Genomic DNA, 14,593 nt, shown 5'->3' with positions numbered 1-14,593 from the left:
CTTCATACGGCAATACCAACAGCCACAGCACCAACTAATGTGATTGGCAGAGAAAAAATAATCGCTTTTCATTACGCATCATTTAATTCGCTCTTCGGCGGATCGACGTTGCGTTGCATGTCGCAGCATTGTGACAATCGTTAGGGACCTGTGCCAAATAAAACCATTTTGTTACGCGTCTATTTAGGTTTCTCCGGTGGCCATCGTTTCGACTCCCTGGGAGGTTGGCTCCATAATCCTTTGGTGACCGCGAATGGCGGTCGGGGCGAAACCGAAGCGTTTGCGAAAACGTTCGGCGAAACGTGATGCGCTTTCATAGCCGACATGTTGCGCGATGGCGGAAATCGGCCAGTCGGTCGACTGCAGCAGGGCCAGTGCGCTACTCATGCGCACGTCGATCATCAGGTTGCGCAACGCGGTATTTTCCATCGACAGTTTGCGGCGCAACATCACTTCGCTCATCGACAGGCTTTCCGCCACTTTCGCCGCCGTCCAAATGCTGTGCGGGTCGGTCGCCAGGCAGCGGCGCACGCGCTGCGTCAGGTCTTTGGCTTCGTTGTGGATGAAGCGAATGCCAAATTGGGCCAGCCACAGCAGAATTTCCAGCATCTTGTGCCGCACGATGATGGTGGGAAAGCGCTGCCGGAGCGCCAGCGCCAGGCTGGTGGTCTCGAAACTGTGCTTCAGGGCGCAGGGCAGGCTGCGCAGCGCCAGGACGGCATCAAACGGCATCGGCGCCGGCGCGTCCTCGGCCGGAGGCTGAACGGTGAGCAGCAGTGGGTCGCAGGTCAGCAACTGGCAACTGAAAACGCCTTCTTCGGATGGGCCGTTAATAATATCCACCGTTTGCCCCCCGTCGATTATCAACAGCTCGCCGGCATGAGCCACCACCTCGCGTTGTTGCCAGCGTACGCGCTTATGGCCCTGTTGTATCAGATACAGATGTGGTTGCTCAAAATAGACTGAAGGGAATAGTAATTCAGTATGCTGAATGATGTGCGCTGAGGCGCCAATTCCTGGACAGAGATTAATTGTACGTTCCATCGATATTCATTTCGCAGCCATTATCTGAGAATATCTTTACGCTTTGATCCGCGTTGGAGCAACATTTTTCCATAGGCCGTGAAACACAGCGGCGTGTTTTATCTATCAAAAATCAATTTCCTGCTGAACAGAAAACGTCCGTGTCGGGATAATGTTTATCCATTAAAGTGAGAGCCAGGCTCGAAGCGCGCATTTTACCAATTACCCATAAACTGAATAATTCAAATGCCATAGATTAATATCCTAACGTAACCCGAGAGTAATAGCGCATAGTGCTATTTAATCCATTTTCGTCAGTATTGTCGATCTTATCGGACCTGTGGCTCCCCCAGCAACAGCGCACGGTCATGAAACTGGCCGTAGGTATTGTTGACCACGTTCTGGCGCGTGGACTGTTCGATCAGCATTTTCAGCTCATCCATGCGCTGCTGTAACAGACGTTTGAGCTCGGTTTCGTTGTCGAGGATCTGTTGCAGCTTATTGCGCAGCATCTCCTGCAACGCCATGGAAGGGCCGGCTTGCCCGGTAAAGGCGGCGGTTTTTTCCACCGCCGTCACGTAAGCGAATTCGAGCTCGACGAGCTCCTCCCAGCGCCCGGTTTGCGCCAGCGCGATCATCTGGCTGCTCAGGCTGTAAATTTGTTGATAAGCGGCTAACAGCTGCTGTTGACGTTCCATTACACGGCGTCCTGCGAAGGTTGGTAGTTGGGGCCGATCTGGCGCCAGGCATCGGCGATGTTTTCCAGCAGTTTGACCACTTCGGCGATCGCCGCTTCGTCGTTGTTCAGGTTGGCCTGCATCAGGCGCCGCTTCATATAGTCGTACAACGCCGCCAGGTTTTCGGCGATTTCGCCGCCCTGTTGCGGATCCAGGCCGCCTTTCAGGCCGTTGTCGATGATGTTGATGGCTTTGGACAGCGCCATACCTTTGCCGGCGATATCGCCCTGGTTCATCAGGATGCGTGCGCGAAGCAGGGCGCTGAGCGCCCCGTCGAACAACATCACGATTAACTGGTGCGGGCTGGCGCTCATGGCGCCGCTTTCCAGACTGACCTGTGCATAGGCCTGAGTGCCGCTTCTGTTATACATGTTGTTTCTTTTACCTGTTACCTGGTTAAGGGATCACTTTGTCGAGAATTGCTGTTGTAAATAGTTACCCGTGCTGCTCAATTTGGACATCATGGTATCCAACTGAACGAACTGCTGCTTATAGCGGTCGATGGTGTTCTGAATGCTGGCCGTGACCGTGGTGATCTGAATGTTCAGGCGATCGAGGTTGGTGTTGATGCTCTTGGTCGAGTTCTCGATGATGCCGCCGGATTTGACGTAGTTCTGGATCTCGTTGTGGATTTCGGTGGCCATGCCGGTGTCTTTACCGTTGCCGGCGAAGAAGTTGGCAACCTGATCCGGTTTTTCGTCGATGGCTTTGTTCAGCTTGGTGCTGTCGATTTCCAGCTTACCGGTTTTGACGTTGGTGGTGATGCCGAGGTTGCCCAGGCCTTTCAACTCCGGGTTGTCCTGTGCTGAACTGAGGGCGCTCTTGATCGAAGACTGGATGCCGCGCAGGGTGTTGTCGCCCAGCAGCGCGCCGTTTTTGGCATTCTGCGCTTCACCGCTTTTGACCGGCGTGTATTTGGTCAGCGAATTGAAGGTGTCCAGCAGCGAGTTGTAGTTATCTACCCACTCTTTAATCTTGTCGGCGCTGCCGCTCTTGTCGATGCCGATCACCAGGTTTTGCGGTTCGCCGGGCTTGGTGGTGGTTTTCAGATCGAGCGTTACGCCCTGCAGAGCATCGGCGATCGAGTTGGTGCTGCGCTTGATTTTCGTGCCGTTGACGACGATTTCCGCATCCTGGCCGGGCACGGTTTGCTTCATCGCGGTGCTGCCATCTTTAGGCGGATTTTTAGGATCGTAGTTGAGGATGGCGCCGAGCTTGTCGTCGTTATTGACCTGCACCGAAATGGTGTTTTTTTCGCCTGGCGTGGTGGAGCTTAATGCCAGTTGATAGTCATTGTCGCCGACGCGCATGATGCTGGCGGTGACGCCGGATTTCGATTTATTGATGGCGTCGCGCATCTCGACCAGTGAGGTCTGATCGTCGCCGAGCGGGATCTTGGTCTCTTTCGGCGGGTTGCCTGCCGTAATAGAGATGGAACGATCGCTGCTGCCCGGCGTGCCCAGTTTGGCCTGCTGGTCGGCAATCGGCGTCTGAGTGGTCAGCGTTTGCGGCTGCGCGAGCTTCAACACCTCGATCGAGTAGTTGCCCGGCACCGATTTGTCGGTGGTGGTCACGGTAAACTGATCGTGCTTGGTGGCGGTAGTGTTGTTGAAGAACTCTGGCTTGGCCAGGTCTTTGCTCAGATTGTCAAACTTCTCCAGCGAGCTTTTCAGCGTACCGTAAGCGGTCAACTGGGCGTTATAGCTGGTCTGCTGGGTGGTGTACGGCGTCAGACGCTGTTGTTCCGCTTTGGTCAGCTTGTCCAGCAAACCGTTAAGGTCGAGTCCTGAGCCGATGCCTAATGAACTGATCGATGCCATTCGTGCTTCTCCTTGATAATGACTTTATTCGCTTTACGCGTTATCGGCCCAGCGGTGAAAAAGTTTACTGAAAAAAACAAAAAAACGATGGCGCAATAGAAGAGGGAAAAACCGCGTTATTTCTGCCATTGCCGGCGGCGCAAAAAATTTTAAAAAATTGCTAAAGGTTGTTAGGGGAGGGCCGATACCTGAGGGGACGGTGGTTGACGCCGTGGGCAAACAAGCCCGAACCTTTTAACTGTGTTGCGAAGAACGCAACTGACTCGTAAGGAAAGCAAACAATGGCACAAGTAATCAACACTAACAGCCTGTCGCTGATGGCGCAGAACAACCTGAACAAATCTCAGTCTTCTCTGGGCACTGCGATTGAGCGTCTGTCTTCCGGTCTGCGTATCAACAGCGCGAAAGACGATGCTGCGGGTCAGGCTATCTCCAACCGTTTCACTGCAAACATCAAAGGCCTGACTCAGGCTTCTCGCAACGCCAACGACGGTATCTCCCTGGCGCAGACCACTGAAGGCGCACTGAACGAAGTTAACGACAACTTGCAGAACATCCGTCGTCTGACCGTACAGTCTCAGAACGGTTCCAACTCTGCCAGCGACCTGCAGTCCATTCAGGACGAGATCTCTCAGCGTCTGTCTGAAATCAACCGCATCTCCGAGCAGACCGATTTCAACGGCGTGAAAGTGCTGAGCTCAGATCAGAAACTGACCATCCAGGTTGGCGCGAACGACGGCGAAACCATCGATATCGAACTGAAAGACATCAACGCTAAAACGCTGGGTCTGGAAAAGTTCAGCGTGGCTGATGGCATTGATACGACTAAAGTTGGTGCAAAAGCGACTAACGTACAAACAGGCAAAGATCTCACCATCACCAACACCACGAACAAACAAGCAAATGGTGCTGCGCCAGCCAGCTTCCTGAAGGACAATGCTACCGGTGATATCTATGCTGTTGGTACCGATGGTAAGAACTATAAAGCAACCATCGACAAAACCTCTGGTGACATCACTGCAATTGCTGCTGCTGAAACCACTGGTCTGACCGATACCAGCGCGACAACAACTGTGAAGGAAGAAGTTGCTGCAAGCGGCCCAGATGCGGCTAACCTGCACTCTTACGACAACGGTAAATCTTACGTGATCCAGGAAGGTACCGGTGCCGATGCCAAATATTTCAAGGCGACCGTAGACGCTACCGGTAAAGTGACCAAGGGCGCTGAGCAGTCCACCGAGCCAAAAACTGCCGACCCGCTGGCGACCCTGGACAAAGCGCTGTCTCAGGTTGACTCCCTGCGTTCTTCCCTGGGTGCGGTACAGAACCGTTTCGATTCTGTTATCAACAACCTGAACAGCACCGTTAACAACCTGTCCGCTTCTCAGTCCCGTATTCAGGATGCCGACTACGCGACCGAAGTGTCCAACATGAGCCGCGCCAACATCCTGCAACAGGCTGGCACCTCTGTTCTGGCACAGGCTAACCAGTCTACTCAGAACGTTCTGTCCCTGCTGCGTTAATCGTCTCTCCCGATTAACTGTCGCAAAGAAACCCCGCCTCGGCGGGGTTTTTTTATGCTCGCGCACCGCACGGTTATTACATGGCGCAAATAAAGCCCGTTTTGTGCGACTGTTCAGCCGATTGGCATTCCGCCCCCTACGCATAATAGCGCTGACTCTCTTATCCGCAGGTTTAAGACATAGTGAGCGATCTGTATACCGCCGAAGGCGTGATGGACAAAAATTCTCTCTGGCTGCGCTACGTGCCGTTAGTGCGCCACGAGGCGTTGCGCCTGCAGGTCAGGTTGCCCGCCAGCGTGGAGCTTGACGACCTGCTGCAGGCCGGGGGAATCGGGCTACTGAACGCCGTTGAGCGTTATGACGCCCTACAGGGAACCGCCTTTACCACCTATGCGGTGCAGCGCATTCGCGGCGCGATGCTCGACGAGCTGCGCAGCCGCGACTGGGTGCCGCGCAGCGTGCGGCGCCATGCGCGCGAGGTCGCGCAGGTGATGCGGCAGCTGGAACAGCGTTACGGCCGCCCGGCGAGCGAGACGGAAGTGGCGCAGACGCTGAATATCTCGCTGGATGAGTACCGTCAAATTCTGTTGGACACCAATAACAGCCAGCTTTTCTCCTACGACGAATGGCGCGAGGAGCATGGCGAGAACGCGGAACCGATGCTGGAAGGGCATGAAGAGGCCAACCCGCTGCATCACCTGTTGGAAGGCAGCCTGCGCCAGCGAGTGATCGACGCCATCGAGGCGTTGCCGGAGCGCGAAAAAATGGTGCTGACGCTGTATTACCAGGAAGAGTTGAATCTCAAGGAGATCGGCGCCGTGCTGGACGTCGGGGAATCCCGCGTCAGCCAACTGCACAGTCAGGCGATCAAGCGCCTGCGCGCGCGGCTGGCGAACGATACCTGACGGCGGCCCGCCGCCCCTCAACTCGATGACTCATGCGACAATCGGACTGCCCCTTATGCCAGGAATACTGTTGAAGAAACGGCCGCTTAGCCGTTACCTGAAAGATTACAAGCACAGCCAGACGCATTGCTCCCAGTGCGGTAAGCTGTTGGACCGCATGGCGCTGGTGTTTCGCGGCAAAATCATCAATAAAGAAGCCATCGCGCGCATGGATCAGCCGATCGACGATGCGGTCTGGCAAAACGTGCAGCATGAGCTGACCGCACTGTGCCGTTTTTGCAGCGAGATTTCCTGCAACAGCCACCCGAGCTATTTCGACATCATGGCGTTCAAGCAATATCTGTTCGAACAGACCGAGATGAGCCACAGCACCATTCGCGAGTACGTGGTGCGGCTGCGCCGGCTGGATGAAATGCTGGTGGCGCGCAATTACCCGGCGGACAAATTCGCCAACTGCGCCAGCCATCAGCGCATCATTGACGATCTGCCTAGCGCGGCGCACAACAACTACCGCATTGCGCTGCGCAAATACGATCAGTATCTCGCCTGGCAGCGCAGCTACTGAGACTTTCCCCGGCCGCTGGCCGGGATCTGCGGCTCCCCCCGTGATAAAGGATGATTATTCAGTTCACATCTGCTAAATCTATCGGTTATCAGATGTCGATATTCGATTCCCTGGGGGGAAGTAGTGAACCTGCAACAACAACTGGCGCAATTTCCGCGTCTGGATCTGGTTGGCACCGCCACACCGCTGGAAAAACTGTCCCGTCTCTCCGATTACCTCGGCCGTGAAATTTACCTCAAACGTGACGATGTCACCCCTATGGCGATGGGCGGCAACAAGCTGAGAAAGCTGGAGTTTTTGGCCGCAGATGCGCTGCGTCAAGGCGCTGATACGCTGGTCACCGCCGGCGCCATTCAATCCAACCACGTGCGCCAGACGGCGGCGGTGGCGGCGAAACTGGGCCTGCACTGCGTCGCGCTGCTGGAAAATCCCATCGATACCCGTGCGGAAAACTACCTGACCAACGGCAACCGCCTGTTGCTCGGCCTGTTCAACGCCGAGGTGGTGATGTGCGAAGCGCTGCACGATCCGCAGCAGCAGTTGGCGGAACTGGCGACGCGCCTCGAGGCGCAGGGCTTCAGGCCTTACGTGGTGCCGGTGGGCGGCTCCAATGCCCTGGGCGCGTTGGGATACGTGCAGTGCGCATTGGAAATCGCCGAACAGAGCCAACGCAGCAACGTGGCGTTCAGTTCGGTGGTGGTGGCGTCCGGCAGCGCCGGCACCCATGCCGGGCTGGCGGTGGGGCTGCAACAGCTGCTGCCCGAAACCGAGTTGATCGGCGTGACGGTCTCGCGCACCGTGATCGATCAGCTGCCGAAGGTGGAGCAGATCCAGAAAGCCTTGGCCTGTTCGCTAAATATCGACGAACTGGCGCCGATCGCGCTGTGGGACGATTACTTCGCGCCGCAGTACGGCATGCCGAATGAAGAGGGCATGGCGGCGGTGCAGCTGCTGGCGCAGCAAGAAGGCGTGTTGCTGGATCCGGTATACACCGGCAAAGCGATGGCCGGTTTGATCGACGGCATCGCCCAGCGGCGTTTCCGCGACGAAGGGCCTATCCTGTTCGTTCACACCGGCGGTGCGCCGGCGCTGTTCGCCTACCATCCGCAGGTGTAAATACCGCTTGTTATTCCATTTTGAACTATATTTATAAGGTTATATTCCTTTATGCGGGCGGTCGCACTGTTAAAGTGCTGATATCAAAAAAGATAAATAACACACAGGGGTGTTTATGATGTTTGCGAAAGTTCGTCGTCAATGGCTGTTGGGCGTGGTGGGCGTCGCGTTGGCCGCCGGTTTGGCAACTCAAGCCTACGCCGCCGACAATCTGCTGCAGCAGGTGAAACAGCGCGGCACGCTGATCGTCGGTCTGGAAGGCACCTATCCGCCGTTCAGCTTCCAGGGTGAAGACGGCAAATTGACCGGTTTCGAAGTGGATTTCGCCAACGCGCTGGCGGAACATTTGGGCGTGAAGGCCAAGCTGAACCCGACCAAGTGGGACGGCATGCTGGCTTCGCTGGAATCAAAACGCATCGATGTGGTGATCAACCAGGTGACCATCTCTGATGAGCGCAAGAAGAAATATGATTTCTCCACCCCTTACACCGTTTCCGGTATTCAGGCGCTGGTGAAAAAAGGCAACGAAGGCACCGTCACCAAGCCGGAAGACCTGAAAGGCAAGAAGGTCGGCGTTGGCCTGGGCACCAACTATGAGCAATGGCTGCGCGCGAACGTGCAGGGTGTGGACGTGCGTACCTACGACGACGACCCGACCAAGTATCAGGATTTGCGCGTCGGCCGCATCAACGCCATTCTGGTGGATCGCCTGGCGGCGCTGGATCTGGTGAAGAAAACCGGCGATACGCTGGCGGTAGCCGGCCCGGCGTTCTCCCGCCAGGAGTCCGGCGTGGCGCTGCGCAAGAATAACCCGGAGCTGTTGGCCGCGATTGACCAGGCGATCGCCGAGATGCAAAAAGATGGCACGCTGGCGAAGATCTCCGAGAAATGGTTTGGCGCGGACGTAACTAAATAATGCACGAAAGTATTCAACTGGCGCTGGATTCAGCGCCATTTTTATTGAAGGGCGCAATACTGACGCTGCAGCTGAGTCTGGGCGGTATGGCGTTCGGCCTGTTGCTTGGTTTTCTGCTGGCGCTGATGCGCCTTTCGCCGCTTTGGCCGCTGGCGTGGCTGTCGCGCATTTACGTATCGCTGTTCCGCGGCACGCCGTTGATCGCCCAGCTGTTTATGATCTATTACGGTCTGCCGCAGTTCGGCATCGAGTTCGATCCTTTCCCGGCGGCGCTGATTGGCCTGTCGCTCAATACCGCCGCCTACACCTCGGAAACGCTGCGCGCGGCGATTTCGTCGATCGACAAAGGGCAGTGGGAAGCCGCCGCCAGCATCGGCATGACCCGTTGGCAAACCCTGCGCCGGGTGATCCTGCCGCAGGCGGCGCGCACCGCCTTGCCGCCGCTGGGCAACAGCTTCATCGGCCTGGTGAAAGACACCTCGCTGGCCGCCACCATTCAGGTGCCGGAGCTGTTCCGCCAGGCGCAGCTGATCACCTCGCGCACGCTGGAAGTGTTCACCATGTACCTGGCGGCATCGCTGATTTACTGGGTGATGGCGACCCTGCTTTCCGCACTGCAAAACCGCCTGGAAGCCCACGTTAATCGCCAGGATCAGGAGTAGCGCATGAGTGCCATTGAAGTTAAGCAATTGACCAAGCAGTTCAAGGGTCAGACGGTGCTGCATGGGATCGATCTGGCGGTGGACGCCGGCGAAGTGGTGGCGATCATCGGCCCGAGCGGTTCGGGGAAAACCACCTTGTTGCGCTGCATCAACCTGCTGGAGGAGCCGGATTCCGGCACCATTCGCGTCGGCGACATCCTGATCGACGGCAGCAAGCCGTTGAGCAAACAGAAAAATCAGGTGCGCGCGCTGCGTCAGCAGGTCGGTTTCGTGTTCCAGAGCTTCAACCTGTTCCCGCATCGTTCGGTGCTGGAAAACATCATCGAAGGGCCGGTGGTCGTCAAGGGCGAGGCGAAAGCCAGCGCGGAACAGCGCGCCCGCGCGTTGCTGGCCAAGGTGGGGCTGAGCGGCAAGGAGCAGGCTTATCCGCGGCGGCTGTCCGGCGGCCAACAGCAGCGAGTGGCTATTGCGCGCGCGCTGGCGATGCAGCCGGAGGTGATTTTGTTCGATGAGCCGACGTCGGCGCTCGATCCCGAGCTGGTAGGGGAAGTGCTCAATACCATGCGCTCACTGGCGGAAGAGAAACGCACCATGGTGATCGTTACCCATGAGATGAGTTTCGCCCGCGACGTGGCCGACCGGGTTATCTTTATGGATCACGGCCGCATCGTCGAACAAGGCCCGGCCAAAGCGCTGTTCGCCAACCCGCAGCACCAGCGCACTCAGCAATTCCTCGACAAGTTCCGGAATCAATAAGGCGGCGGGGGAGCTTCCCCCGCCCGCATTTACTCCGCTTTCAACAATTCGTTTCGCGCTGCGTCTGCCGTATCCCGGATGTTGCCGAACCCGAGAGTCAATGCGAATCGTAGCGGTCTGCTGTGGCTTTCAAGCAAACTAATCCGTTCTAAGCTCCCCCTATTGTTATCGCCCATGAGGCGACACATCCTCATGCAAGGATAACAAGACGCTAACGTCTGGCCGGGCTGCGGGTAATAAAAAACCCTGCACGAGTGCAGGGTTTGCGTAGCGGTGAGCCAATCAGGCGGCAATGTATGGCCGCCTTGACGATGCGTTAACCGATGGTCATCAGGCTGGCGTTACCGCCGGCGGCGGCGGTGTTGACGCTCAGCGAACGTTCGATCAGCAGGCGCTCCAACAGGATGTTGGTTTCACCGTGGGCGAAGCCTTGCACCGAGACGATGGCGCCGCCGCGCTGCGCGATCTGCTCGCACAGGGTGCGCAGCTGGTCGGCATCGCCGTGGTAGATGGCGGCGTCGAACTCGACCTTGTCCTGCTGCCAGTCTTTGCTGAAGGCGATGCGTGCCTGCACATCGTTCGGCAGGCGGCGGAACAGATTGCGCTGCAGTTCCGCTTCCGGCCACAGCGCGCTGCTGCCGACCGCCAGCACGGCGGCCAACTGGATCAGTGCGTCGGCTTCGTTATCCGCCAGGCACAGCACGCGTTCACGCGGCAGCAGGGCATAGGTATTGCGCTCGCCGGTCGGGCCCGGCAGCGGGCGTACGGTGCCGCCCTGGCCCAGTTCCGCATAGCGCTGCGCCAGTGCCGCCAGTTCGCCTTGTTGGCTGGTGACCGCCCATTTCTCCAGCGATTGCAGCGCGCCCAGCAGCTGCGGCCGCGCGGTGGCTTCCATCGGGCGCTCTTCGTCCTGACGGTGCAGCGTACGTTGCAGCGCGTCGTCCGGGCGGTTGGCCAGCAGACGGTACAGGTACAGCGGGCCGCCGGCTTTCGGGCCGGTGCCCGACAGACCTTCGCCGCCGAACGGCTGCACCCCGACCACCGCGCCAACCATGTTACGGTTGACGTACAGGTTGCCGACCTTGGCGCGTTCGGTCACCCGGGCGATGGTTTCATCGATACGGGTGTGAATGCCCAGCGTCAGGCCATAACCGGCGGCGTTGATCTGATCGACCAGCGCGTCCAGATTGTTGCGCTGGAAGCGCACCACGTGCAGCACCGGGCCGAAGATCTCTTTTTGCAGCTCGTCGAAGCTGTCGAGTTCGATCAGCGTCGGCTTGATGAAGGTGCCGCGCGCCCACTCTTTCTCATCCTGCGCGCTGCCTTTGGCGGCCTGGTACACCTTGCGGCCTTTGGCGCGCATCGCCTGGATGTGGCGTTCGATGCCGGTTTTGGCGTCGGCGTCGATCACTGGGCCCACGTCGGTGGACAGGCGCTCCGGATTGCCCATGCGGCATTCGGCCATCGCGCCGCGCAGCATTTGCAGCGTGTGCTCGGCCACGTCTTCCTGAATGCACAGGATACGCAGCGCGGAGCAGCGCTGGCCGGCGCTGTCGAAGGCGGAGGCCACCACGTCGGTCACCACCTGTTCGGTCAGGGCGGAAGAGTCGACGATCATGGCGTTCAGGCCACCGGTTTCGGCGATCAGCGGCGTCGGGCGGCCCTGCGGATCCAGACGACCGGCGATGCTGCGCTGCAGAATACCGGCGACGTCGGTGGAGCCGGTAAACATCACGCCGCGTACGCGGGCGTCGTTGACCAGCGTTGAGCCGACGGTTTCACCCTGGCCTGGCAGCAGCTGCAGCACGCCTTGCGGAATGCCGGCTTCCAGCAGAATACGCACCGCCTGCGCGGCCACCAGCGGCGTTTGCTCGGCCGGTTTGGCCAGCACGCTGTTGCCGGCCGCCAGCGCGGCGGCGATTTGGCCGGTGAAGATCGCCAGCGGGAAGTTCCACGGGCTGATGCAGACCACCGGGCCCAGCGGGCGGTGGCTGTCGTTGGCGAAATCGTCGCGCACCTGGCCGGCGTAGTAGTGCAGGAAGTCGACCGCTTCGCGCACTTCGGCGATGGCGTTGTTGAAGGTTTTACCCGCTTCGCGCACCAGAATGCCCAGCAGGCTTTGCAGCTGGCTTTCCATCAGCTCGGCGGCGCGTTCGAGGATCGCGGCGCGCTCCGTCGGCGGCGTAGCGAACCAGATTGGGCCGGCGGCCGCGGCGGCGTCGAGCGCGCGGCTGACTTCGCCTTCGGTGGCTTCACGCACGTAGCCGACCACATCGCCCGGTTCGGCCGGGTTGATCACCGGCTGCTCGACGCCCTGATCCAATTCGGCGTCGATGATAGGCTCCGCGCGCCACGGATGGCTGGCGCTGGTGAGCAGGGCGCTGGAGAGCGAAGCCAGACGCTGTTCGTTGGACAGATCCAGGCCGCTGGAGTTGGTGCGCTTCTCGCCGTACAGCTCGCGCGGCAGCGGAATGCGCGGGTGCGGCAGGCCAATCTGGCCTTCGCTGGCCGCCAGCGCTTCCACGGCGCTGACCGGATCGGCCACCAGCTCGTCGAGCGGCAGGGTGGCGTCGGCGATGCGGTTGACGAACGAGGTGTTGGCGCCGTTTTCCAGCAGGCGGCGCACCAGGTAAGCCAGCAGCGTTTCATGGGTGCCGACCGGCGCATAGATGCGGCAAGGGCGGTTCAGTTTGCCGTCGGCCACTTTACCCACCACCTGTTCGTACAGCGGTTCACCCATGCCGTGCAGGCACTGGAACTCATACTGGCCAGGGTAGTAGTTGTTGCCGGCCAGGTGATAGATGGCGCTCAGGGTATGGGCGTTGTGGGTGGCGAACTGCGGATAAATCAGGTTCGGCACCGACAGCAGCTTGCGGGCGCAGGCCAGGTAGGAAACGTCGGTATAGACCTTGCGGGTGTAGACCGGGTAGCCTTCCAGGCCGTCCATTTGGGCGCGTTTGATTTCGCTGTCCCAGTAGGCGCCCTTCACCAGACGGATCATCAGGCGACGGCGGCTGCGTTGCGCCATGTCGATCACCGCGTCGATGGCGAACGGACAACGTTTTTGGTAGGCCTGAATCACGAAGCCGATGCCGTTCCAGCCGGCCAGTTGCGGTTCGAAGCACAGCTTCTCCAGCAGATCGAGCGAGATCTCCAGGCGGTCGGCCTCTTCGGCGTCGATGTTGATGCCGATATCGTACTGGCGTGCCTGCAGGGTCAGCGACAGCAGGCGCGGGTAGAGCTCTTCCATGACGCGTTCGTACTGCGCGCGGCTGTAGCGCGGGTGCAGGGCGGACAGCTTGATGGAGATGCCGGGGCCTTCATAGATGCCGCGGCCGTTGGAGGCTTTGCCGATGGCGTGGATCGCCTGCTGGTAGGAAACCAGGTAGGCCTGGGCGTCGGCCTCGGTCAGGGCGGCTTCGCCCAGCATGTCGTAGGAGTAGCGGAAGCCTTTATCTTCGAGCTTGCGCGCGTTGGCCAGCGCTTCGGCGATGGTTTCGCCGGTCACGAACTGTTCGCCCATCAGGCGCATCGCCATGTCCACGCCTTTGCGGATCAGCGGTTCGCCGCTCTTGCCGATAATGCGGTTCAGCGAACGGGACAGATTGGCTTCGTTATGCGTGGACACCAGTTTGCCGGTGAACAGCAGGCCCCAGGTAGCGGCGTTGACGAACAGCGACGGGCTGCGCCCGAGGTGCGAGTGCCAGTTGCCGTTGCTGATCTTGTCGCGGATCAGGGCATCGCGGGTCGGTTTGTCCGGAATGCGCAGCAGCGCTTCCGCCAGGCACATCAGCGCCACGCCTTCCTGCGAGGAGAGGGAGAACTCTTGCAGCAGGCCTTGCACCATGCCGGCGCGGCCGTTTGCACTTTTTTGGTTACGCAACTTCTCGGCGATGCCATAGGCCATTTTGTGAGTGGCCTGTGCAAGATCGGCGGGTAATCGCGCCTGTTCGAGCAACATCGGCACCGCTTCGGTCTCCGGGCGACGATAGGCGGCGGTGATGGCGGCGCGGGTGACCGACTGCGGCAGAATTTGTTCGGCGAAATCGAGGAATGGCTGGTGTGACTCTTCCTGCGCTTGCGGCATAATGTCGTCCGCTTCAGGCTGGCCCGCAGCGGCCAGCGCTGGAATTTCAGGAATATCGGTACCGCTCTCGAGACGCTCGAGGTAATTAAAGATGGCCTGCTTGATGAGCCAGTGCGGCGTGCGATCGATGCGCTGCGCGGCGCTCTTGATCCGGTCGCGTGTTGCCTCGTCGAGTTTCACGCCCATTGTGGTAGTGCCCATGCCAATCCAACTCCTGTGTTTAGAACCTATCCCATCAGGCTAGACAAACAGCAGGCCGGAAAGCCTGTTGGGATAGGTTCGTGAGATGTGTGGGGTTAAGAATGCAGACAATATCCTGCATGTTGCAACTTTGTGCAACCTTGTTAAATCAGGCTGATGAGCGAAGTGTGAGTTTCATCGATTTTTTAACATCGGCAGTTGGCATGAATGTTGCGTTATTGAGCGAACGCGGCGGGGTTTATGCGGCCGCAGGCGTTTTACCTTGCGGTATATAAGGGTAAT

General features: G+C 58.8%; 12 protein-coding genes. 7 read left to right on the top strand and 5 right to left on the bottom strand.

Annotated elements, in window-relative coordinates:
• Positions 1-183: 183 nt before the first annotated feature.
• From ACJ8PI_RS10385 to fliD, 4 genes are all read right to left on the bottom strand, one after another.
• Entirely contained in the window at positions 184-1,044 is an 861-nt protein-coding gene (locus ACJ8PI_RS10385; protein ID WP_033653647.1) for a helix-turn-helix transcriptional regulator, read from the bottom strand.
• A gap of 308 nt (positions 1,045-1,352) precedes the next feature.
• Positions 1,353-1,721, bottom strand: coding sequence for a flagella biosynthesis regulatory protein FliT (fliT, locus tag ACJ8PI_RS10380; RefSeq protein WP_004934765.1), 369 nt, complete (start codon positions 1,719-1,721; stop codon positions 1,353-1,355).
• The gene (fliS, locus tag ACJ8PI_RS10375) at positions 1,721-2,131 is read right to left on the bottom strand and encodes a flagellar export chaperone FliS (RefSeq protein WP_033634970.1); all 411 of its coding nucleotides are present in this window, start codon (positions 2,129-2,131) and stop codon (positions 1,721-1,723) included. Before fliS ends, fliT begins: the two co-directional genes overlap by 1 nt.
• 33 nt (positions 2,132-2,164) lie before the next feature.
• Positions 2,165-3,580 (bottom strand): flagellar filament capping protein FliD, encoded by a 1,416-nt coding sequence (fliD, locus tag ACJ8PI_RS10370; protein ID WP_033634969.1) that lies wholly within the window; start codon positions 3,578-3,580, stop codon positions 2,165-2,167.
• A 281-nt stretch (positions 3,581-3,861) separates the two neighbouring features.
• Between fliD and ACJ8PI_RS10365 the strand changes: the two genes are divergently transcribed.
• The 7 genes from ACJ8PI_RS10365 (at position 3,862) to tcyN (ending at position 10,023) form a co-directional block, all read left to right on the top strand.
• Positions 3,862-5,103, top strand: coding sequence for a FliC/FljB family flagellin (locus tag ACJ8PI_RS10365; RefSeq protein WP_164134348.1), 1,242 nt, complete (start codon positions 3,862-3,864; stop codon positions 5,101-5,103).
• 182 nt (positions 5,104-5,285) lie between these two features.
• Complete coding sequence (locus ACJ8PI_RS10360) at positions 5,286-6,008, top strand: RNA polymerase sigma factor FliA (RefSeq protein WP_004934752.1); 723 nt, start codon at positions 5,286-5,288, stop codon at positions 6,006-6,008.
• Between the two features lie 55 nt (positions 6,009-6,063).
• Positions 6,064-6,573, top strand: a complete 510-nt coding sequence (gene fliZ / locus ACJ8PI_RS10355; protein ID WP_033647756.1) for a flagella biosynthesis regulatory protein FliZ — start codon at positions 6,064-6,066, stop codon at positions 6,571-6,573.
• Between the two features lie 123 nt (positions 6,574-6,696).
• Positions 6,697-7,689: a D-cysteine desulfhydrase gene (locus ACJ8PI_RS10350; protein ID WP_025303239.1), complete on the top strand. Its 993-nt coding sequence runs from the start codon at positions 6,697-6,699 to the stop codon at positions 7,687-7,689.
• Between the two features lie 115 nt (positions 7,690-7,804).
• Positions 7,805-8,605, top strand: coding sequence for a cystine ABC transporter substrate-binding protein (tcyJ, locus tag ACJ8PI_RS10345; protein WP_060438552.1), 801 nt, complete (start codon positions 7,805-7,807; stop codon positions 8,603-8,605).
• Positions 8,605-9,267, top strand: coding sequence for a cystine ABC transporter permease (gene tcyL / locus ACJ8PI_RS10340; protein ID WP_033634963.1), 663 nt, complete (start codon positions 8,605-8,607; stop codon positions 9,265-9,267). The genes tcyJ and tcyL overlap by 1 nt, the downstream gene beginning before the upstream one ends.
• 3 nt (positions 9,268-9,270) lie before the next feature.
• Positions 9,271-10,023: an L-cystine ABC transporter ATP-binding protein TcyN gene (gene tcyN, locus ACJ8PI_RS10335; RefSeq protein WP_033647754.1), complete on the top strand. Its 753-nt coding sequence runs from the start codon at positions 9,271-9,273 to the stop codon at positions 10,021-10,023.
• 316 nt (positions 10,024-10,339) lie between these two features.
• On the opposite strand, the gene putA is transcribed toward tcyN, so the two are convergent.
• A complete protein-coding gene (putA, locus tag ACJ8PI_RS10330) occupies positions 10,340-14,311 on the bottom strand; it encodes a trifunctional transcriptional regulator/proline dehydrogenase/L-glutamate gamma-semialdehyde dehydrogenase (RefSeq protein WP_060418943.1) in 3,972 nt (1,323 codons plus the stop codon).
• Positions 14,312-14,593 lie beyond the last annotated feature (282 nt).

Source organism: Serratia sp. CY82433 (genome assembly GCF_052166535.1).
In the GTDB taxonomy this organism is placed as follows: domain Bacteria; phylum Pseudomonadota; class Gammaproteobacteria; order Enterobacterales; family Enterobacteriaceae; genus Serratia; species Serratia sarumanii.
This window is presented reverse-complemented; position numbering and strand designations above follow the sequence as displayed.

What these genes read in the sequence shown, in the direction of transcription:
- ACJ8PI_RS10385 (WP_033653647.1), bottom strand. Translation starts at nt 1,044, where the DNA reads ATGGAACGTACAATTAATCTCTGTCCAGGAATTGGCGCCTCAGCGCAC.
- fliT (WP_004934765.1), bottom strand. Translation starts at nt 1,721, where the DNA reads ATGGAACGTCAACAGCAGCTGTTAGCCGCTTATCAACAAATTTACAGC.
- fliS (WP_033634970.1), bottom strand. Translation starts at nt 2,131, where the DNA reads ATGTATAACAGAAGCGGCACTCAGGCCTATGCACAGGTCAGTCTGGAA.
- fliD (WP_033634969.1), bottom strand. Translation starts at nt 3,580, where the DNA reads ATGGCATCGATCAGTTCATTAGGCATCGGCTCAGGACTCGACCTTAAC.
- ACJ8PI_RS10365 (WP_164134348.1), top strand. Translation starts at nt 3,862, where the DNA reads ATGGCACAAGTAATCAACACTAACAGCCTGTCGCTGATGGCGCAGAAC.
- fliZ (WP_033647756.1), top strand. Translation starts at nt 6,064, where the DNA reads ATGCCAGGAATACTGTTGAAGAAACGGCCGCTTAGCCGTTACCTGAAA.
- tcyJ (WP_060438552.1), top strand. Translation starts at nt 7,805, where the DNA reads ATGATGTTTGCGAAAGTTCGTCGTCAATGGCTGTTGGGCGTGGTGGGC.
- tcyL (WP_033634963.1), top strand. Translation starts at nt 8,605, where the DNA reads ATGCACGAAAGTATTCAACTGGCGCTGGATTCAGCGCCATTTTTATTG.
- tcyN (WP_033647754.1), top strand. Translation starts at nt 9,271, where the DNA reads ATGAGTGCCATTGAAGTTAAGCAATTGACCAAGCAGTTCAAGGGTCAG.
- putA (WP_060418943.1), bottom strand. Translation starts at nt 14,311, where the DNA reads ATGGGCACTACCACAATGGGCGTGAAACTCGACGAGGCAACACGCGAC.